At 63.3% G+C, this 20,602-nt stretch carries 19 protein-coding genes; 4 read left to right on the plus strand and 15 right to left on the minus strand.

The genetic code is table 11. The features are described from left to right. On the minus strand, positions 1 to 606 hold a 606-nt coding region (locus A6V37_RS16040), incomplete at its 3' end, for an NAD(P)-dependent oxidoreductase (protein WP_167361441.1). Positions 607 to 802: 196 nt separating this feature from the next. Between A6V37_RS16040 and A6V37_RS16045 the strand changes: the two genes are divergently transcribed. Continuing rightward, positions 803 to 1,012, plus strand: a complete 210-nt coding sequence (locus A6V37_RS16045; protein WP_064269268.1) for a dodecin — start codon at positions 803 to 805, stop codon at positions 1,010 to 1,012. Between the two features lie 187 nt (positions 1,013 to 1,199). On the opposite strand, the gene A6V37_RS16050 is transcribed toward A6V37_RS16045, so the two are convergent. From A6V37_RS16050 to A6V37_RS16065, 4 genes are all read right to left on the minus strand, one after another. After that, entirely contained in the window at positions 1,200 to 2,294 is a 1,095-nt protein-coding gene (locus tag A6V37_RS16050) for a BMP family ABC transporter substrate-binding protein (RefSeq protein WP_064269269.1), read from the minus strand. Between the two features lie 57 nt (positions 2,295 to 2,351). Continuing rightward, entirely contained in the window at positions 2,352 to 3,281 is a 930-nt protein-coding gene (locus tag A6V37_RS16055) for an ABC transporter permease (protein ID WP_064286130.1), read from the minus strand. Between the two features lie 49 nt (positions 3,282 to 3,330). Beyond that, positions 3,331 to 4,437 carry an ABC transporter permease gene (locus tag A6V37_RS16060; protein WP_064269271.1) on the minus strand — a complete coding sequence of 369 codons (1,107 nt, stop codon included), beginning with the start codon at positions 4,435 to 4,437 and terminating at the stop codon, positions 3,331 to 3,333. Positions 4,438 to 4,533: 96 nt separating this feature from the next. Next, positions 4,534 to 6,135, minus strand: coding sequence for an ABC transporter ATP-binding protein (locus tag A6V37_RS16065; protein ID WP_064269272.1), 1,602 nt, complete (start codon positions 6,133 to 6,135; stop codon positions 4,534 to 4,536). Between the two features lie 263 nt (positions 6,136 to 6,398). On the opposite strand from A6V37_RS16065, the gene A6V37_RS16070 reads away from it, so the two are divergent. Beyond that, a complete protein-coding gene (locus tag A6V37_RS16070) occupies positions 6,399 to 7,331 on the plus strand; it encodes a LysR substrate-binding domain-containing protein (RefSeq protein ID WP_064269273.1) in 933 nt (310 codons plus the stop codon). A gap of 54 nt (positions 7,332 to 7,385) precedes the next feature. On the opposite strand, the gene A6V37_RS16075 is transcribed toward A6V37_RS16070, so the two are convergent. Next, positions 7,386 to 8,774: an 8-oxoguanine deaminase gene (locus A6V37_RS16075; RefSeq protein WP_064269274.1), complete on the minus strand. Its 1,389-nt coding sequence runs from the start codon at positions 8,772 to 8,774 to the stop codon at positions 7,386 to 7,388. Between the two features lie 550 nt (positions 8,775 to 9,324). Here A6V37_RS16075 and uraH point away from each other — a divergent pair. Both uraH and A6V37_RS16085 read left to right on the plus strand, forming a co-directional pair. Beyond that, entirely contained in the window at positions 9,325 to 9,678 is a 354-nt protein-coding gene (uraH, locus tag A6V37_RS16080; protein ID WP_064269275.1) for a hydroxyisourate hydrolase, read from the plus strand. A gap of 348 nt (positions 9,679 to 10,026) precedes the next feature. Next, positions 10,027 to 11,217, plus strand: a complete 1,191-nt coding sequence (locus tag A6V37_RS16085) for a urate hydroxylase PuuD (protein ID WP_064269276.1) — start codon at positions 10,027 to 10,029, stop codon at positions 11,215 to 11,217. Positions 11,218 to 11,425: 208 nt separating this feature from the next. Here the strand turns inward: A6V37_RS16085 and A6V37_RS16090 are convergent, their stop codons facing one another. The 9 genes from A6V37_RS16090 to A6V37_RS16130 form a co-directional block, all read right to left on the minus strand. Then, positions 11,426 to 12,421: an AraC family transcriptional regulator gene (locus A6V37_RS16090; protein ID WP_064269277.1), complete on the minus strand. Its 996-nt coding sequence runs from the start codon at positions 12,419 to 12,421 to the stop codon at positions 11,426 to 11,428. Positions 12,422 to 12,448: 27 nt separating this feature from the next. Continuing rightward, positions 12,449 to 13,234, minus strand: a complete 786-nt coding sequence (locus tag A6V37_RS16095; RefSeq protein WP_064269278.1) for an SDR family NAD(P)-dependent oxidoreductase — start codon at positions 13,232 to 13,234, stop codon at positions 12,449 to 12,451. Between the two features lie 242 nt (positions 13,235 to 13,476). Next, complete coding sequence (locus tag A6V37_RS16100; RefSeq protein WP_064269279.1) at positions 13,477 to 13,989, minus strand: ureidoglycolate lyase; 513 nt, start codon at positions 13,987 to 13,989, stop codon at positions 13,477 to 13,479. Beyond that, complete coding sequence (gene alc, locus A6V37_RS16105) at positions 13,986 to 14,996, minus strand: allantoicase (protein WP_064269280.1); 1,011 nt, start codon at positions 14,994 to 14,996, stop codon at positions 13,986 to 13,988. The genes A6V37_RS16100 and alc overlap by 4 nt, the downstream gene beginning before the upstream one ends. A 106-nt stretch (positions 14,997 to 15,102) precedes the next feature. After that, complete coding sequence (gene uraD / locus A6V37_RS16110) at positions 15,103 to 15,624, minus strand: 2-oxo-4-hydroxy-4-carboxy-5-ureidoimidazoline decarboxylase (protein ID WP_064286131.1); 522 nt, start codon at positions 15,622 to 15,624, stop codon at positions 15,103 to 15,105. Beyond that, positions 15,621 to 16,571, minus strand: a complete 951-nt coding sequence (gene puuE / locus A6V37_RS16115; RefSeq protein ID WP_064269282.1) for an allantoinase PuuE — start codon at positions 16,569 to 16,571, stop codon at positions 15,621 to 15,623. Before puuE ends, uraD begins: the two co-directional genes overlap by 4 nt. A gap of 237 nt (positions 16,572 to 16,808) precedes the next feature. Beyond that, on the minus strand, positions 16,809 to 17,675 hold the full coding sequence (locus A6V37_RS16120) for an aspartate/glutamate racemase family protein (RefSeq protein WP_064269283.1): 867 nt from the start codon (positions 17,673 to 17,675) through the stop codon (positions 16,809 to 16,811). Positions 17,676 to 17,729: 54 nt separating this feature from the next. Beyond that, on the minus strand, positions 17,730 to 19,211 hold the full coding sequence (locus A6V37_RS16125; protein WP_064269284.1) for an NCS1 family nucleobase:cation symporter-1: 1,482 nt from the start codon (positions 19,209 to 19,211) through the stop codon (positions 17,730 to 17,732). Positions 19,212 to 19,563: 352 nt separating this feature from the next. After that, complete coding sequence (locus tag A6V37_RS16130; RefSeq protein WP_064286132.1) at positions 19,564 to 20,307, minus strand: GntR family transcriptional regulator; 744 nt, start codon at positions 20,305 to 20,307, stop codon at positions 19,564 to 19,566. Positions 20,308 to 20,602 lie beyond the last annotated feature (295 nt).

The raw sequence follows: 20,602 nt of genomic DNA on the forward strand, positions 1-20,602 counted from the left end.
CACCGCCTCGGCAATTGCCGCCAGCGTGGCGGTGACGATGGTCTGATTGCACAGCTTGGCGGTCTGCCCCGCGCCGACGTCGCCCATATGCGTGACGCGCGACGCGTAGGCGCCGAGCACCGGCCTGACAGCCTCGACGTCCGCCGCGGCGCCGCCGGCCATGACCGCCAGCGTGCCGGCATTCGCACCGGCCACGCCGCCCGACACCGGCGCGTCGATCCAGCCGAGTCCCGCCGCGCCCTCACTCTCGCGAGCCGCGGCCAGCGCGGCCGCGCGTTGCGCGAGCTCGCGCGTCGCAGCCGGCGGAATGCTGGAGTGATCGACGATCCAGCGTACCCGGCGTTGCGCTGGTGTATCGCCGCTCAACAGCCCGGTGGCGCCGAACACGGTCTCCTCCACGGCCGCCGCATCCGCGACGCACAGCAGCACCGCTTCACACCGCGCGGCGAGTTCACGCGGAGTCTCGACTACTTTGGCGCCATCGGCCACCAGCGCCTCCGCCTTGGCCCGCGTGCGATTCCAGACATGCACGGTGTGCCCCGCGCGCAGCAGATGCCGGATCATCGGCGCGCCCATCAAACCCGGACCGCAAAAACCAATTTCCACTTTCGAGCCTCGTCAGGTTGCAGATTGAGTTGCGTGGACATGATAACGGCCACGCCTCGCCCCGGCATATCGGACAAGCGATCCGCGGCATGACCCGCCGATTCGCCGTTTCATGCCATTTCTCGCGACCGCCGCCGGTTGCGCTTGCCGTTGCCTATACTTTTTGAACACCAACGACGATCAACGGAGGCGTTTCATGTCAGACCACGTCTACAAGAAAATCGAGCTGACCGGCTCATCGACCAAATCGATCGACGACGCCATCAGCACGGCGATTGCCAAAGCGTCGAAGACGCTGCGCAATCTGCACTGGTTCGAAGTGACGGAAACGCGGGGCCAGATCGAGAACGATAAGGTGGCGTTCTGGCAAGTGACCATCAAGGTCGGCTTGCGCATCGACGACTGACCCACAGTCGAGGCGACGGCCAGCGCCAATACCCGGAATACCTGGAGCAAAAAAAGCTGCGTCCGCACGGGACGCAGCTTCTCAAGGCAGCGGTTGCTGAGACCGCCGCCTGGTCGATCGCGACCTTCACTACAGCGCCACCATCGGGGGGGCCCCTTCGACGGCGACGCCGCGCATTGTCGCGGCCTTACTTCGGCAGCGATCCGTCCACGCCTTCCACATACCAGTTCAGGCGTTGCAGTTCAGGATCGGCCAGCGTCTTGCCGGCGGGCACCTTCACCGCGCCGGACTGGTCCTTGATCGGGCCCGTGAACACGTCCCACTTGCCGCCCGCCAGTTCGTCGCGCTTCGCCGCCACCTGCTTCTGCGCGTCAGCCGAAATCGCGGAGGTGTTCAGGTCCTCGAGATTGACGGCCTTTTGCGGAATGCCCCACCACACCGGATCGTTCTTCCATTTGCCGTCCAGCACCTGCTGGATCGCCGCGTTGTAATACACGCCCCAATGCGCGACCACCGAGCCGAGGTGGGCGTCAGGACCGAACTTCTTCATGTCCGAATCCCAGCCGAACGCGTGCACGTGCTTTTCCGATGCAGTAGCAAGCGTGGCGCTCGAATCGGTGTTTTGCAGCAGCACGTCGGCGCCCTGGCCGATCAGCGTTTCAGCCGCCTGCTTTTCCTTGCCCGGATCGAACCAGCTATTGATCCAGATAACCTTGGTGTGCACCTTCGGGTTCACCGAGCGCGCGCCGAGCGTGTACGCGTTGATGTTGCGGATCACTTCCGGAATCGGCACCGAGGCCACGAAGCCGAGCGTGTTGGTCTTCGTCACGTAGCCCGCGGCGACGCCGGCGAGGTACGCGCCCTGATACATCCGCACGTCATAGGTGCCGAAGTTCGGCGCCTTCTTGTAGCCGGTTGCGTGCAGGAACACCGTGTCGGGGAAATCCTTCGCGACCTTCAGTTCGAAGTCCTGATAGCCGAAGCTCGAACCGATGATGATCTTGTTGCCCTTGTTTGCCAGATCGCGGAACACACGCTCGGAGTCGGCCGATTCCGGCACGTTTTCGATGCGGGTGATCTTGATCTTGTTGCCGAATTTCGCTTCCGCTTCCTTCGAGCCCTGGTCGTGCGCGAACGTCCAGCCGGCGTCGCCGGGATTGCCGAGATAGACGAACGCGACGCCCGGCGCGTCGGCGGCCTGCGCGGATTGCGCGAGCGGCGCGGCGAGCGCCAGCGAGGCTGCGCCCCATGCGAATGCGGTCAGCAGATTTCTTCTCTTCATGTTTTCTCCTGTCGTGTGTATCGAACGATGTAAAACTTGGGGTCCATTTCCCGTCAATCAGCCCGCCGAGAAAAACGGCTTGCCCAGCGATGCGGGTGCATTCAGACGAATCGTGTTCGGATTGCGGGAGATCAGCACCAGCACGACCACCGTCGCGATGTACGGCAGCATCGCGAGGAACTGGGTCGGCACCGGCACGCCGATCGCCTGCGCATAGAACTGCAGGCCGGTCACGGCGCCGAACAGCAGCGCGCCGATCAGGAGGCGCCCCGGGCGCCACGTCGCGAACACGACCAGCGCGAGCGCGATCCAGCCGCGGCCTGAGGTCAGGTTTTCCTGCCAAAGGTGCAGATTGACGATCGAGTAGTAGCCGCCCGCGAGTCCGGCCATGCCGCCGCCGAAGGCCACCGCGCCGTAGCGCACGCCGACCACCGGAAAGCCCACCGAGTGCGCCACTTGCGGCGATTCGCCGACCGAGCGCAGCACGAGACCGGCACGCGTGCGGTACAGAAACCAGCCGATCACGGCGAACATCAGGAACGCGAGGTAGTCCAGCGGCGTCAGGGTGAACAGCGCGGGTCCGAGCACCGGAATCTTCGAGAGGCCGGGAATGGTCCATGTGTCGATGGTCGCGCGCACCGCCGCCGATGTGTACGGTTTGCCGATGTACGCCGAGAGGCCGATGCCGAAGATCGTCAGCGACAGACCGGTGGCGACCTGGTTGGCAAGCATGGTGAGCGTGAGAAACGCAAACAGCAGCGACATCACGAGACCGGCGCCGATCGCGGCCACGACACCGAGCCACGGGTTGCCGGTGATCGCGGTGACGGCGTAGCCGGTTACCGCGCCCATCAGCATCATGCCTTCGACGCCGAGGTTGAGGACGCCCGATTTTTCGGCGACGAGTTCGCCCGCGCCCGCGAACATCAGCGGAATCGCGGCGGTGATGGCGCTCGAGGTGAGCGAGCTGGCTTGTTGAATATCCATGTGTATCCGGCGGGAATCAGTGGGCAGTGAGCGATGAGCAGTGAGCTGATTAGTGAGCTTGCGCGGCGACCGGCCGGCGGCGCACACGGTAGTTCACGAACAGGTCGGCACCCAGCAGGCAGAACAGCAACAGCCCCTGGAACACACCGGACAGCGCCTGCGGCAATTGCATCGAGGTCTGCACGGCTTCGCCGCCGAGATACAGCAGCGCCATCAGCAGGCTCGCGAGCACAATGCCGAGCGGATGCAGCCGCCCCACGAACACGACGATGATCGCGGTGAAGCCGTAGCCGGGCGACCACGTCGCCTGCAACTGGCCGATCGGGCCGGCGATCTCGCCCATGCCCGCGAGTCCCGCGAGGCCGCCGCTGATCAGGAGCGACGTCCAGATGGTTTTCTTGTCGGAGAAACCGGCGTAGCGCGCGGCGAGCGGCGCGAGACCGCCGACGTTCATCCGGAACCCAGCGAAGCTCTTGCGCATGAAGACCCACACGAGCGGAATCGCCACCAGCGTGACGAACACCGACGCGTTCAGACGCGTACCGCGCAGCCATTTCCAGTGCCAGTCGCCGGAGAAGGTCGGGTACAGCGCGTCGCCGGTGAACATCTCAGAGAGCGGGAAGTTCATGCCCTGCGGATCGCGCCACGGACCGCTCACCAGATAAATCAGCAGCTGCGTGGCCACATACGTGAGCATCAGGCTGACGAGAATCTCGTTGGTGTTGAAACGGCTCTTGAGCAACGCGGGAATCGCGGCCCAAGCCATGCCGCCCAGCACGCCGGCGGTCATCATGGCCGGCAGGATCCACCAGCCGGTGGCCTGATCGAAATAGATCGCGACGCCGCTCGCGGCAATGCCGCCGAGCAGCATCTGCCCTTCAGCGCCGATGTTCCACACATTGGCGCGATAGCCGATCGCGAGGCCAAGCCCGATCAGGCACAACGGAGACGCCTTCAGCAGCAGCTCGGACCACCCGTTCACGCTGGACAGCGGCTCGATGAAGAACGCGTGCATGGCCTGCAGCGGATCGCGGCCCACCAGGCTGAAGATCAGAAAACCGATCGCGAGCGTGAGCAACGCGGCGATCAGCGGCACGGCGAGCTGCATGGTGCGCGAAGGCGTCGTGCGGGCTTCGAGTCGATACGGAAGAATCATGGTTAGCGTGTGATTTATCGGGTTCTTGATCTCGCGCCGTATCACGGACCTGGTTGCGGCACATCCATCGGTGCCATGGCCGGCGCGACTGTCGGATCAGGCATGCGCCGGCTGTTCCGCCGAGGGCGCCGAGCCCTCGCGTCCGCCGAACAGGCCCGCCATCCAGCGGCCGATTTCCTCCGCGTTGGTCGCCCCCGTGGCACGCACCGGCGAGAGTCTGCCGCCGGCGAGCACCGCGATGCGATCGCAGATATCGAACAACTCCTCCAGCTCCTCCGAAATCACCAGAATCGCCACGCCACGCGCAGACAGGTCGAGCAGCTGCTGGCGAATGAACGCCGAGGCGCCGACGTCGACACCCCAAGTTGGCTGCGCAACCACCAGCACCTTGGGCCCCTGCAGAATCTCGCGGCCCATGATGTATTTCTGCAGATTGCCGCCCGAGAGACTTTGCGCCAATGCCTCGCCGCCACCGCAACGCACGTCGAAAGCTTCGATACAGCGTTTCGCGAACGCGCGCATCGCACCCGCCTTGATCCAGCCGGAATTCACCATTTGCTGCCGGTGCGCGGTGAGCAGCGCGTTTTCCGACAGCGTCATGGCCGGCACCGCGCCGCGCCCAAGGCGCTCTTCCGGCACGAAGCCGAAGCCGAGTGCGCGCCGCCCGCCAGCGCCGAGGCGCCCCGCCGCCGTGCCGCAAATCGTCACCGCGTCGGCGCGCACGCCGCGCTTTTCACCTGAGAGCGCCGACAGCAGCTCCGCCTGTCCGTTGCCCGAGACGCCCGCGATGCCGAAAATCTCGCCGGCATGCACGCCGAATGACACGTTATCGAGCGACGTGCCGAACGGGTCGTCGCTCTCCACCGACAGCTGTTTGACCTCGAGCAGCACGGCGCCCGGATTGTGTTCGCGCCGCGTGTAGTCCGGCAGCGAATGGCCGACCATCAATTGGGCGAGCGAGGCGTGCGTCTCGCCCTTCGGTTTCACGTGGCCTGTCACGCGGCCGCCGCGCATGACCGTCGCGGTGTCGCACAGCTCCTGAATTTCGTCGAGCTTGTGGCTGATGTAGAGAATGCTGCAGCCTTCGGCCGCGAGGCGCCGCAGCGTTTCGAACAGCTTGCGCACCGCCTGCGGCGTGAGCACCGAGGTCGGCTCGTCCATAATCAGCAGGCGCGGGTTCTGCAGCAGGCAACGCACGATCTCGACCCGCTGCCGCTCGCCCACCGTCAGGCTGTGCACGTGGCGCTGCGGGTCGATGTCGAGGCCGTAATCCGCCGAGACTTCGCGGATGCGTTTGGAGAGCGTCTTCAGATCGAACGGCTCGTCGAGTGCCAGCGCGATGTTTTCGCCGACCGTGAGCGTCTCGAACAGCGAAAAATGCTGGAACACCATGCCGATGCCGAGCTTGCGCGCCGCTGCCGGACTGGCGATCTCGACCGTCTGGCCTTCCCAGCGAATCTCGCCGGCGTCGGGCCGCACCGCGCCGTAGATGATTTTCATCAGCGTGCTTTTGCCGGCGCCGTTTTCGCCGAGCACCGCATGGATTTCGCCCGGCGCGACGATCAACGTGACGTCGTCGTTGGCTCGCACGGCCGGATACTGTTTGGTGATGCCCTGAAGCACCAGCCGGGGCGCCGCCTGTTCCGGCCTGTCTGCCGGCTGCGCGGCGGCGCCGTCGCTATAAGAAGAGTGGCTCATGTGATTCCGTAGTACCGAAATACGTCATTGAGTGACTGCCGGTCGGTGCCCATCCGCGCACCGTGCCGGCCGACGATCCGTCACCATAACCGGATGACAATACCTAATTCGACCCAGTCAGTCGAGCCGCCAAAATTCCCCGCAAACCCCCGTCGCAGCGCGCTCTGCGGGTATCCCACTCTTGACGTGGGCGCATGTTCATATTAAAAAGCATATATACCCACGCCCGTTCGATCAGCCAGAACATATATTTCGGAGAAGTCATGAGTCAGCAACGCGAGGCGATCGATACGTATCTATTACGCGTCTTGCACACCCTGTTGATGGAACGCAGCGTCACGCGCGCGGCCGTCAAACTGAATCAATCGCAACCCGCCATCAGCGCGGCGCTGCGCCGTTTGCGCGACATTACCGGCGACCCGCTGCTGGTGCGCGGCAAGTCCGGCATGGTGCCGACGGAATACGGCCTGCGCCTGCTCGAACCGGTGCAGAACGCACTGCGCGAGATCGAACGCATCAAGTTTCAGCAGCACAACTTCGACCCCGCAACCTCGATCCGCTGCTACCGGATCGGCTGCCCGGACTACCTGAACGTGCTGTTCGTGCCGACGGTGGTCGAACGCTTTCGCCAGGCTGCGCCGAACGCGACGCTCGAATTTCATTCGCTGGGCCCGGCCTTCGACTACGAGCTCGCGCTCGAAGACGGCAAGCTCGACACCGTGGTCGGCAACTGGCCGGAACCGCCGGAGCAACTGCACCTGTCGAATCTGTTCGTCGACCAGATCGTCTGCCTGATGAGCAACACGCACCCGTTCGCCAAGCGCGGCGGGCTGACGCTCGATCAGTACCTGAATGCTCCGCATCTTGCGCCTACTCCTTACTCGGTGGGCCAGCGCGGCGCGATCGACGTGCATCTCGCGCGCGAGCGGTTAAAGCGCCATGTAGTCGTTACGTTGCCCTACTTCAATCTGGCGCCGTACGTGCTGATCAAGTCAGATCTGATCTTTACGACGACACGCCTCTTTGCCGATTACTACGCCAAGTTCCTGCCGCTGACCGTGGTGCCGGCACCGCTCGATTTCCCGCCGATGCAGTACTACCAGCTGTGGCACGAACGCGTGCATTATTCCGACGAAGTGCGGTGGCTGCGCAGTCTGGTCGCCGAAGCGACCAAGACGTTGATCGACAAGCCTTAAGCCTTTGTTTTGCAGGTTATCGGCAGCCATTGCCGATAACCTTGCCCTCTCCTGTTACGCCGCTGCTTCGTAAAGCGTCTTCGCCAGCCGGTTGTGCTGCTCGATAACCGGATCGAGTTCCAGCGTCGTCAACTGCCCATCCTTCACGACCACCCTGCCGCCGATCACGCTGTAGCTCACCTGCGACGGCGCGCAGAACACCAGCGCCGCGACCGGGTCATGCAACGCGCCCGCAAAGAGCGGCTGACGCAGATCGAACGACACGAAATCCGCCGCCATGCCCGGCGCCAGCGCGCCGATGTCGTCGCGATTGAGCACCTTCGCTCCGCCGAGAGTCGCGATCTCCAAGGCTTCACGCGCGGTCATCGCATCCGGCCCGAAGCCGACGCGCTGCAGAAGCAGCGCCTGGCGCACCTCGGCGACCATCTGCGCGCCGTCGTTCGACGCCGAACCGTCCACGCCCAGCCCCACCGGCACGCCAGCAAGGCGCATGCGCTTGACCGGCGCGATGCCCGAGGCGAGACGCATGTTCGAACACGGACAATGCGCGACGCCGGTGCCGGTGCGCGCGAACAGTTCGATGCCCGCGTCGTCGAGCTGCACACAGTGCGCGTGCCACACGTCGTGACCGACCCAGCCGAGGTCTTCCGCATACTCCGCCGGCGTCATGCCGAACTTCTCGCGGCTATACGCGATGTCGTTGACGTTCTCCGCCAGGTGCGTGTGCATCGACACCCCGTACTGCCGCGCCATGACCGCCGATTCGCGCATCAGATCGCGGCTCACCGAGAACGGCGAGCACGGGGCGACCACCACGCGCAGCATCGCGTAACGCCCTTCGTCGTGATAGGTCTCGATCAGGCGCTGCGTATCTTTCAGGATGTCGGCTTCGCGCTCGACCACCGAATCCGGCGGCAAGCCGCCGTCCTTCTGGCCCACGCTCATGCTGCCGCGCGCGGCGTGAAAACGCATGCCGATCCGGCGTGCCGCGGCGATGCTGTCGTCCAGACGGCTGCCATTCGGGTAGATATACAAATGGTCGCTCGATGTCGTGCAACCGGACAGCAACAGCTCGGCCATCGCGGTCAGCGTCGAGACTTCGATCATTTCCGGTGTGAGGTTCGCCCACACCTTGTAGAGATTAGTCAGCCAGCCGAACAATTCGGCGTTCTGCGCGGCGGGGATCGCGCGCGTCAAGCTCTGATACATGTGGTGGTGCGTGTTCACGAGCCCCGGGATGACCAGATGCCCGCGCATGTCCAGCACTTCGTCGGCCGTTTGCGGCAATTCCGCCGTCGGGCCGACCGCGACGATACGGTTGTCCTCGATGTACAGTCCGCCGTCGCGCAGTTCGCGCCGGGCGCCGTCCATCGTGACCAGCACGTCCGCGTGCTTGACCAGCATCGTTTTCTTTGGCTTGTTAGCCGCCTGCTCCATCGTCATTCGTTTCTCCGCTTTATTGCTTCCGTGCAAAGCCGTTCGAACGCGATGTGACGGCACGCCACCGTGCCGCCGCGTCTCGTTGAACGCCGTTGGCCCGGTTACCCAGCATGCTTCTGCCGTCTTCGGGGTGTGCGCCGCGCTCGAACCTGGCTTGAGTCGCACAGGAACCGTCTCTGCCGCGGTGCACGGGTGTAACCTTCAGCGGCCAAAATAATGCTGGCAACTCGCGCCAATGCGATACCCAACCTAACGCCGGGAATATAGTGGGCCTTTTTTGGTGACAGTACGATTCCCCGCCAGATTAAATACACTGGAATAGTCGAGTCACGTGGTCCGTGGCGGCTTTCAACAGGCTGTCTGTCATGCGCCAGGTATTATCTTTCCTATCTCTCGCGCGCTGAGCGGAACAACCTTTTTACAATGGCTGCCACGGCGCTCGCTTCAATTCGCCGACGGGTATGTAGCCACTGACGTGGAGCCTCGATCCGCCGCAAACGTTTCTGGATCGGGCCGCCGCCGAAACCTCGCATTCACATAAGGAAAATTGCGAATGGGAAAGCTCACTACTCATGTGCTCGACACCGCGAACGGCCGTCCCGGCGCGGGCATCAAGGTCGAACTCTTCGCGCTCTCGGGCGACACGCGCCGCGCGCTGAAAACCACCCTCACCAATGACGACGGCCGTTGCGACCAGCCGCTGCTCGAAGGCGAAGCGCTCGTCACCGGCGAATACGAACTCGTATTCGGCGCCGGCGATTACTTCGCGTCGATCGGCACGAAGGTGCCGGAGCCGCGTTTCGTCGATCGCGTCGTGCTGCGCTTCGGCGTAGCCGATGCCGGCGCGCACTACCACGTGCCGCTGCTGGTGTCGCCGTGGTCGTACAGCACGTATCGCGGCAGCTAGGAGACAGCTGCCGAGAGATGCTGAAGGCGCTGGAAGAATCGAGGCCGGGTTCGCGCAGTATTCCGATCCCGCCCGATTGCCTTGCGCAGATGCTCGCAGGACTCACGCGAGCACCCGCGAAAAGCAATCGGACGCAAGCAACCCGCCCCGAAGCACCCATAAAAAACGGCGTCGTGCGAACTGAGCGCACTGCGTCTTCGCCCTGAAGGGGCGCAGTCCCCCTGGGGGCGCCCCGCACTTTGCGCAGCGACGTCATGCGCGCCGACGACCCTTCAACTAGGTCGCCGAAGGCGCGATCAAGGCACCAACGTCGTTGCGCGTACAACGAATCAGAAGTGGAGGAGTTTCATGGAAGGCTTTATTACTGACTGGGTGAATCTGGCCCTGCGCTGGTTTCACGTCATCGCCGCCATTGCGTGGATCGGCGAATCGTTCTATTTCGTCGCGCTCGACAACAGCCTGAAACCGCCTACGGATCCGAACCAGCGCAAGCGCGGCGTGTTCGGCGAGCTGTGGCACGTGCACGGCGGCGGCTTCTACAACATGCAGAAGTACACCGTCGCGCCGCCGGAAATGCCGGACGACCTGCACTGGTCCAAGTGGCCGTCGTACACCACGTGGCTGTCGGGTGCGAGCCTCTTCACGGTGCTGTACCTGTTCGCGCCGAGCACGTACCTGATCGACAAGAACGTGCTGGACATGGGTCCGGTGGTGGCCGTCGCGGCCGCTCTCGGCTTCCTCGCGGCGGGCTGGATCGTGTACGACTCGCTGTGCCGCCTGCTTGGCAACAAGGACAAGCTGCTTGGCGTTGGCGTGGGCATTTACGTGCTGATCGCGGCATACCTCGCGTGCCATATCTTCGCGGGCCGCGCGGCTTACCTGATCATGGGCGCGATGCTGGCGACGATCATGTCGGCGAACGTGTTCTTCGTGATCATTCCGGGCCAGCGCAAGATGGTTGACGCCATGCTCAAGGGCGACACGCCGAACCCGATCTACGGCAAGCGCGGCAAGCAACGTTCGGTGCACAACACGTACTTCACGCTGCCGGTGGTGTTCGCGATGCTGTCGAACCACTACGCAATGACCTACACGAATCAGTACAACTGGGTCGTGCTCCTGATGATCATGCTGGCCGGCGCGCTGATCCGCCAGTTCTTCGTGATGCGTCACCGTGGCCAGGTGCTGTGGTACCTGCCTCTGGTCGGTATCGTGCTGATGTTCGCCGCCCTCTTCTGGACTATGCCGAAGCCGATGGTGGCGCAAGCGCAAGCCGCGAATGCACCGACGATCAAGGTGGGCGACATCGCTCCGGTGCTGCAACAGCGCTGCGTGGCATGCCACTCCGCTCATCCGACGATGATGGGCAGCGCCCCGGCCGGCGTGCTGCTGGATACGCCGGATGAGATCTCGCAGAACGCCCAGCGTATCTATCAGCAGGCCGTGACGCTGAAGGCGATGCCGCTTGGCAACGTCACGCACATGACCGACGACGAGCGCATGAAGATCGCCGCGTGGTTCGAGGGTGGCGCGAAGTAAGTGTTAATACCTGGCCGGGCGCCCTGCCCGCCCAGGTGATGGACGAAGTACCGAAGTACTATGAAGCGGGCTTTTCGCGCGAGCGGGAAGCCCGCTTTTTTATGGCCGTTGCCCATTTCGCCGCGTTCCGGCCCCCCGGATCTGGCGGCAGCGGCCGATTCGATGGCACAGCACAGCGAGGCCCCGCAGCGGGTTGCTGGTCGATAGATCAATGGACCTGCATTCGAAAGGAACCCGGCGACATCCCTTTCCAGCCCTGGTACGCGCGGATAAACGAGTTGGGCTCCTGAAAGCCCAGCAGAAAAGAAATCTCTGCCAACGACAGCGCCGATTGCTTCAGGTAGTGGTCGGCCAGTTCGGTCCGGGTCGACGTCATGATGCCCTGAAAGCTCTCGGCCTCTGACGTCAGCTTGCGCTGCAAGGTGCGCTTGCTCATGGCCAGTCTGTCGGCGACCGTTTCGATGCTCGCCTCGCCGCTCGGTAGCGCCTCGAGCAGCACCGCGCGAACGCGCGCCGCCGTGCTGGCGCGAGCGTCCATGTCCGCCAGCTTCTGGTTCAGCCTGCTTTCGAAGAAGTCCCACATGGCGGCGTTGGAGGTCAGGAATGGCCGGGCCGCATCGGCCGCCGAGAAACATATTTCGGTTCGGTCGGCCCTGCGCAATGGGCACCCGAAGTACGCTTCATAGGGCGCGATGTCTCGCGGCAGTTCGGGTAGCCAGGCGGCCTGCGGCACGATGTGCTCGCGCGTACCGACCCGGATCAGCTGGCAGAAGAACACCAGTTCGGCAAGACTGAGCGTATGGGGAAGTCGGCCCTCCGCGCCATATATGCTTAAGGTCAAGCGCGTCGATTTCAGGCCTTGATCCACGTCCAGCAGCATTGGACCGATCAATGGCTTGTACAGACTCAGCCGCCTCGCGGCGACGTTGAAATTCGGGCTGCACAGGCTGGCGAAGATGGGGGCGTCAAACGCTTCGGCCCTGAAGTGCTCGACAAGCAGCAAGGCCACTTCCCGGTCGCCCGCGGCCAGCTCCATGCCGCGCCACAACCGGAAGTAATCGGGCGCGGACAGCGCGATGTCGTCACGATGGAGCAGATCGGCGGGCAGCCCCGCGTGGGCCAGCACCGCGGCAGGATCGATCCGCATGTCGTTCAGCATCAACCTCCAGTTGGTGCCGATCACGAATCGGTTGGCTCGTTTCATCGTGTGTTGTCCGATGCAGCGTGATGGTCACGCTTTTTCCATTGCCTGGCGCGACATCTTGAGCATGGTCTTGCGTGGCAGCAGGGGCACGACCCAGTTCAGCAGGAACTTCAGCTTGCCCTCGTTGAAGGCGACGAGTTCGCCACGCTCCATGGCGCCGTAGCCGAATTGTGCCACCGACTGCGCCGACTTCGCCTGCTTCCAGATATCCACGCCTTCGAGGTTGCCGGCTGCCACGAATCCGGTGGCCACTGCCCCTGGGCACAGCGCGGTCGCCGTGACGTGATCGACGGCCACCTCTTCGGCGATGGCCTGGGTCAATGACGTCACGTAGGCTTTGGTCGCGTAGTACACCGCCTGCAGCGGGCCAGGCATGAACGACGCCGTCGACGACACGTTCAGGATGCGGCCGCGCTTGCGCTGCACCATGCCCTTGAGATAAAGGTGCGTCAGCTCGGTCAGCGTCGCCATGTTGACCTGCATCATCGCCTGAATGTTGACCAGGTTCTGCTCGTGAAACAGCCCATGCCCGCCAAAGCCGGCGTTGTTGATCAACACGTCGACCGTAATGCCACGCGCTTGCGTTTCGTCGAAGATGCGTTGCGCGGCGCCCGGCTTCGACAGATCCTCGGCGATCACGGTCGCGGAGATGCCGTACTGAGCCTCCAGTTCCAGTTTCAGCGCGTCGAGCTTGTCGCGCGAGCGCGCCACCAGCACGAGGTCGCCGCTCTTCTTTGCATGGATCTTCGCCAGTTCCCAGCCGATGCCGCTGGATGCGCCGGTGATCAGGGCGGTATTGGATTGCTTGGTCATGACTTTCTCATCCGGTGGGGCTTCGATGCAGGCATCTTAGGATCGCAGATCGCGCCACGCACTGGCGAACGACGCCATTCTGCTATCAGATCGTGCCATCGAGGCGCTCCGTCGCAGGCGGCAACATCCGCGCCGCGCCAGCTTTCCGGTCCACCAAAGCAAAGAGCCCGCAGCGCTGTCGCACTGCAGGCTCTTCTGAATCAACCTGCATGGCAGGTCAGATCAGACCAAAGCGGCAAACCTCAAACAGCCACCGCGTTCAACGCATCTTCCGTCAACCACAGCGACTCGGCGAGATCCTGCTCGTTGAGGTTGAGTCCATCCCCGCCGCGATCGACGACGATGAAGTCGCTCACGTCACCCAGCGCGATCAGCGGATGGTGCCATACGCCCTTCGCATAGTTGACGCCCTGCCAGCCGCTCGTCACGAACGCGCGAATCTTCGCGACATCCAGCTCGCCTGCCGGCGCCACGACCACCAGATACGGCTTGTCGTTCAGCGGCACGAAGGCCTGGCTGCCGAGCGGATGCCGTTCGAGCATCTTCACTTCGAACGGCAGCGTGCGCGGCTGCCCGCGAAACAGGTTCACGAGCGTGCGGCCATTCTCGTCGGTGACGTCAACTTTCGCCAGATCGTGATAGCGGATCGTCGTGCCGAGGTTGATCGGAATCTGCTTCGCGCCCTCGAGTTCGACCACGTCGCCGAACGCCGCGAACGCGTCTTTCGTCAACGGTTCGATAGCGAGCGTTTTCATGCGAGCGTGCCCCACAGACGAAGACGCGACACGCCGCCGTCCGGAATGATGTTGAAGCGCACGTGTGTCACCGGGCCCAGCGACGCGATTTCGCTTTCGTAGTAGTGCTGGTTGTCCATCTTCAGCTTCTGTTCGCCCAGCAGGACCGGCCAGAACATTGCCTGGGTGATCAGCGAGCTATCCGTGCCGCCCGTCACATAAGCAGCCTGGACCGAGCAGCGGTCCGGGAAGTTGCCCTTGAAGTGCGCCGTATCGACTTCGATCTTCTTGATCACGCCCGGTTGCGCCAGCGCGACGATGGCCCAGTCATTGCCCGGTTCGCGGCGGCGGCGCGTTTCCCAGCCGTCGCCCATGTTCACGCCACGGCCCGGCATCAGGATCGTCGACGCAGCGCCGAAGTGCTGGTTGTTCGCCGCAACCAGATACGCGCCGTTTTCCATTGCGGCCAGGTCGAACAACTCGGTGCGGCTCGCACCCGCCCAGTCGACCTGCGGCTGACCGTACACGCGCAGACGCGCGATACCGCCGTCCGGGTAGATGTTCACGCGCAGGTGCGTGTAGGCGTTCGTGTCGCTGACTTCGTGATAGTGGTGGCTATTGCCTTGCAGCGTGGTGGACGCGACGATTTCGGTCCACTGGGTCGACTGGTTCGGCACGCCGTCTACCACGCGCGCGGCTTCCACCGATGCTGCCGGCGGGAAGTTGCCCGTGAAGTGGCTGGTGTCGAGATCGAGGCCCTTGATCACGCCCGGGCGCGCGAGCTTGATCACGCACCAGTCGTAGCCGTTGGCGCGCTTGCGGCGGGTTTCCCAGCCGTCCATCCACTTGCCGTGGTCGTCGTACTTGCCAGGAATGAAGACGGCCGGCTCCGGATTCAGCATGCGCTCCTTCGGTGCGAAGAAATCGTCGCTAGCCTCGAGCGCCTGCGCGCCCAGACGCGGGTCGGCCAGATTCACATAGCGGCGCGTGAATTCCGGGGCGTTGGGATCGAGAATCGGGAGTGCCATCTTTGTCTTCCTTAATGTTTGTCAGTGCTGAAAAAACGTTTCGGTTCGAGGTCCGTGGCGCGTGGCTGAGGCGTGGCTCAGGTGTGAACAAGCCACGCCTGACACCTCACGCGTCGATCAGGTCGTCGAGCCGGAAACGTGCGATACGGTAGATCTGGTCGAGGCTCGCGCGCAGTTCGTCCGCGCGGCTGTTGTTCACCCGCGCCTCGAAGTTCGCGATGATGCCGTGGCGGTCATACCCGCGCACCGCGAGAATGAACGGGAAGCCGAATTTCTCGCGATACGCGGCGTTCAGGGAGATCAGCTTGTCGAACTCTTCCTGCGTGCATTGCGCGAGACCGGCGCCGCTTTGCTCACGCGTCGATTCGGCCGTCAGTTCACCGCGCACGGCCGCCTTGCCGGCGAGCTCCGGGTGGGCGTTGATCAACGCCAGTTGCTTCGCTTCACCGGACGTTTCGACGATGTTCGACATCTTGCTATGCAATTCGTCGATGCTGGCGAACGGCCGTTGCCGCGCGGCGATTTCCGCGACCCACGGCGAGTGCTCGAAAATGCCCGACAGTGCTGCGACGAACGCGTCGGCCGAGGTGCTGTTGAGTTGGTCCAGTGTGTATTGCATCGCCTTCATGCCGCAGCCCCGCGGTTGTTTTGCTGGTAAGGGTGATGTTCGCGCCAGTGGCGCGCAATATCGACGCGCCGCGTCACCCACACGCGATCGTGTTGTTCGATATGGTCGAGAAAACGCTGCAATGCGCGGAAACGCCCAGGGCGTCCGAGCAGGCGACAGTGCATGCCGATCGACAGCATCTTCGGCGCTTCGTCGCCTTCTTCGTAGAGCACGTCGAATGCGTCGCGCAGGTACGTGAAGAAGTGGTCCGCCGTGTTGAAACCTTGCGGACTGGCGAAGCGCATGTCGTTGGTGTCGAGCGTGTACGGCAGGATCAGTTGCGGCACCTTCGCGCCGCCCGTGACCTCGACGTCCATCCAGAACGGCAGGTCGTCGCCGTAGTTATCCGAGTCGTACAGGAAGCCGCCGTATTCGGCGACGAGTCGATGCGTATTGGGACTGTCGCGGCCGGTGTACCAGCCAAGCGGACGCTCGCCCGTCACACGCTGGATCGCGTCCATGCCGAGGCGCATATGCTCCGCCTCTTTCTCCGGAGACACGTCCTGGTAGTGAATCCAGCGATAGCCGTGGCAGGCAATCTCATGACCGAGCTCGACGAACGCGCGTGCCACTTCGGGATGGCGTTCGATCGCCATGCCGACGCCGAACACCGTGAGCGGCAGACCGCGCTTTTCGAATTCGCGCAGAATACGCCAGACGCCCGCACGCGAACCGTATTCGTAGATCGACTCCATGCTCATGTGGCGAGCCGGATAGGCCGCGGCACCGACAATTTCCGACAGAAACTGCTCCGAACCGGGGTCGCCGTGCAGCACGCAGTTTTCACCGCCCTCTTCGTAATTCAGGACGAATTGCACCGCAACACGCGCTTGACCCGGCCAGTTTGCCTGCACCGGGTGGCGGCCGTAGCCGATCAGATCGCGTGGGTAGTTCGGGTCGAGTGGCATGATTTGACGAATGCGTGGTGACGGTACGTAATATTCGCGTGAGACTCATGTGGCAAGCACATGGATTGGACGTGGGCTTGCGTGCGGCGTGCGCTCGAGTCACGCCGGCGCGGGTCAAAACACCTTAAAATCAACGCCATAATCGGCTTTTAAAAGCCTTTCAGGCACCCGCACTGAGTTGAACCAGTGTAGCGAAAACACCCGGGTGTGCCCATACACCCGGGCAGATAGTGCGAGTCAGACTGAATGTATGTGCTGCTCCGTTTCCCTCGCGTTTACCCGCGGTAAATCGGCCGTTGCGGCGCTTTCCCGGCCATTTGCCAAGGAAACGCCGGCAGAACCACGGACCGGAAGCGGATTGTGGCCTGCGTCAGCCGGGCTGAACGATTCGAGCGCGCCGTCGTAGCGCTTCGCGAGCGGCCGGGCGTAGTCGCCACGCTTGGCGGTGGCAAGGCCCAGCGCGATCAGCGCCTCGGTCCACTTGACGGCCGCCGTCACGCCTTCTATCACCGGCGCGCCCAGCGCGTCTTCAATCTCCGCGCACAGTTCGGCCATGCCCGCGCAACCGAGCACGATGGCATCCGAACCGTCTTCCTCGAGGGCACGCCGGCATTCGTCGAGGATGATGCGGCGCGCCGCCGAGCCGGGCGTGTCGAGATCGAGAACGGCGACGTCGGTGGCGCGAACGTTGCGGCAGAAACGTTTCATGCCGTAGCGCTCGGCGAGGTGCCATGCCATGCCGCAGGTGCGCGCCAGCGTCGTCACCACCGAGAAACCAGGCGCCACCACGCTGGCCGCGTGCATCGCCGCCTCGGCGATACCGATCACCGGGCCCCGCGCCAGTTCGCGCGCGGCGTACAAACCCGGATCGCCGAAACAGGCGATCACGTAACCGTCATAGCCCTCCCGCTCGCCCGCGATGACCTCGGCCAGCAGGCCGGGGGTAGCGAGCGCTTCGTCGTAGTAGCCTTCAATCGACGGCGGCCCCATGGTCGGACTCACCGCCACCACCTCGGTGCTAGGCGCGGCCACTTCGCGCGCGCAACGGCCCATTGCCTCCGTCATGCGTTGGGTCGTATTCGGGTTAATCAGTTTGATGCGCATATCGACTCCTGTTGCGATGCCCCAAAGAACGTCACCTTGAGGGACCCGCGAAACTCAGCGTGCAAGCACGCGATAGAACAGCGCAGCCAGGCCGGCGCCGATGAACCATGAGAAATTAGCTGTGCTTTCGAGCGCCGGCGTCATCACGCAGATCACGGCGATCACGGCGGCCGGAAGCAGCGCCGCCACGGCACGGTAGTTGACGCCGTTGCGATACCAGTACGAACCGCTGGGCGCGACCGTGTACAGGTCGTCGAGAACGATCTTTTGGCGCTTCACGAGGTAGTAGTCAACGATCAGGACACCATACAAAGGTCCGATGAAGCTGCCGAGCACGTCCAGCGTGTAGTGAATCACGGCCGGGTTGTTGAACAGATTCCACGGCGTGATGAAGATCGATGCCACGGCGGCGAGCATGCCGCCCGCGCGCCAGCTGATCAGACGCGGCGCGACGTTCGAGAAGTCGAAAGCCGGCGACACGAAATTGGCCACGATGTTGATGCCGATGGTCGCCACCGTGAAAGTCAGCGCACCCAGAATCACAGCGGTCGGATAGTCGATATGTCCCACCGTTTCGACCGGGTCCGTGATCAGCTCGCCGAACACCGGCAGCGTAGCCGCGGTCGTGATCACCGTCACCAGCGAAAAAGCGAGGAAGTTGACCGGCAGACCCCAGAAGTTGCCGCGCTGCACGCTGCGAAAGCTCTTGCCGTAGCGCGAAAAGTCGCCGAAATTCAGCATCGGCCCCGAGAAATACGACACCACCAGCGAGGTAGCCGTGATCATCACCGGCACGACTTCCATGCCGTGATACTTGACGCCGCCGAGGTTGATGCCGATGTTGCGCCAACCCGCGCGATACACCATGTAGCCCGCGAGAATGAACATCACCACATAGACGGCCGGACCGGCGAAGTCGATGAACTTCTTGATGGTCTCCATGCCGTGCCAGAACACCAGCGCCTGCAGGACCCACAGGAGCATGAATCCGGCCCAGCCGAGCGTCGACAGACCCATGAAGCCATGGTGATGAACGTCGGCGTAAGGCAGCAGTTGCGGGACGAATTTCAGCACCACGATCACCAGCGCGCTCGACGCCAGATACGTCTGGATGCCGTACCAGGCCACCGCGATCAGGCCGCGAATCACAGCGGGAATATTTGCGCCCAGCACGCCGAAAGTGGCGCGGCACGCCACCGGATACGGCACGCCGTTCGCCTGGCTCGGCTTGGCGATCAGATTGCACAGCAGATTGACGATCGTGATGCCGACCAGCAGCGCCACCAGCACCTGCCAGCTTGTCAGCCCGAGCGCGAACAGACTGCCCGCGAACACGTAGCCGCCGACGCTGTGCACATCCGACATCCAGAACGCGAAGATGTTGTACGCGCCCCAGGTCTGATGACGCAGCGGTGCGAGGTCTTCGTTGTAGAGCCGCTCGCTGTAGCCTGCCGGGATCGACGGATCGCTGGGCGCGCTGTCGTCTGCATAAGCGGGGATTGCCGGACTGCTGGGCGCTGCACTGAACTGAGCCATGATTCCTCCTTGGGATAGGGACCGTCGATAGCAAAATCGAAGGACGATGCATCGGCTGTGCCAGCCGCGCCCTCCTCGCCCAGGTGAGGCAAAGGGAGCCGGCGTCGGCTGTCGTGCCGTGCCGCGGATGTCTCCGTACTTGAGGTACTTGTGGTTATCGCACCGCCAGCAGCCGCGAATTCCAGCGATGCGTTGTTACTCGAAGCCCGTACTCGAAGCCCGTCGCCCGGCGGCGGACACGCGTGCGCAAGCCGGCAGCGCTCACGCCGAGCCGCCTTGCAACGCTTGATTCAGTTCAGTTCAGTTCATTTCAGTGCGGCGCGCACCGCCAGGGAGCTCGCCGGCCGCCTGCCTAACCTGGCGCGGACTTTCTTCTGGGTGCATCCTTCGGCGCGCCGTTCAGTGCGCCGAACACTTCATGGAGATCCGCCGCGCCAACGGCGGGACGGTCCAGCATTTTCAACTCGACGCTTTGCAGATGGCGCGACATCAGGGCCGCAGCCTCTTTGGCATCGCCGGCGTCGAGCGCGGCGAGAATCGCTTCGTGGTCCTCGAACGAGCACGGGCTGCGTCCGAGCGACTCGTACAGCGCGGAAATCAGCGTGGAGCGCGCCACCAGTCCGTTCAGGCAATCGCACAGCACGGCGTTGCCGGTGAGGCCGGCCAACTCGGTGTGAAACTCGCCCGACAGGCGAATCCATGCCGGAAAATCACGTGTTTCGAATGCCTTGCGTTCACGGCCGATCATGCTGCCGATGCTCTTCAAACGCCGCACTCCGTGACCGCCGCTGCAAATCTTTTCAACAACAGCCAGTTCGATGATGCGGCGCATTTCGAACACCTCATGCACTTCCTGCAGCGACGGACTCGCCACGAACGCACCGCGATTCGGTTCGAGATCGACGAGGTGGTCGGTCGCCAGTTGCGCCAGCGCTTGCCGGATTGGGCCGCGCTTGACGCCGAATACTTCGCATAACTGTGCTTCTGTCTGCTTGGCGCCCGGCGCGAGCCGATGTTCGAGGATCGCGGAGCGGATGCGCTCGGCGATCACCTCAGGTTTCGAACTACTCGCGTTGGCGGACTCTGTGTCGGACATGATATGTGTCTCGGTATGTAGGTCATCATAGGATGGACATAAAAATTGTCAACAATTTTTGCGGCGAATTTCAACAATTTCCATGGAACGGCTGTACTGGCGGCCAGCCGGGACGGCCTGGATGCGCCGTGCCGCCTCAGTACGAGTTTAATTAGGTTAGGTAGTCGCCGTCTATTGGTGGCGGATTTTGTCAACAAAATCTATGGACCTTCACCGCGCGCTCTGCTGGAAGTAGGCTCGGAAAAATATGCCGTTAGTTGCGTTCTAGTGCGAAGAAAAACGGGCATGCGCCCGC

Source organism: Paraburkholderia ginsengiterrae (genome assembly GCF_001645125.1).
Taxonomy (GTDB): Bacteria; Pseudomonadota; Gammaproteobacteria; order Burkholderiales; family Burkholderiaceae; genus Paraburkholderia; species Paraburkholderia ginsengiterrae.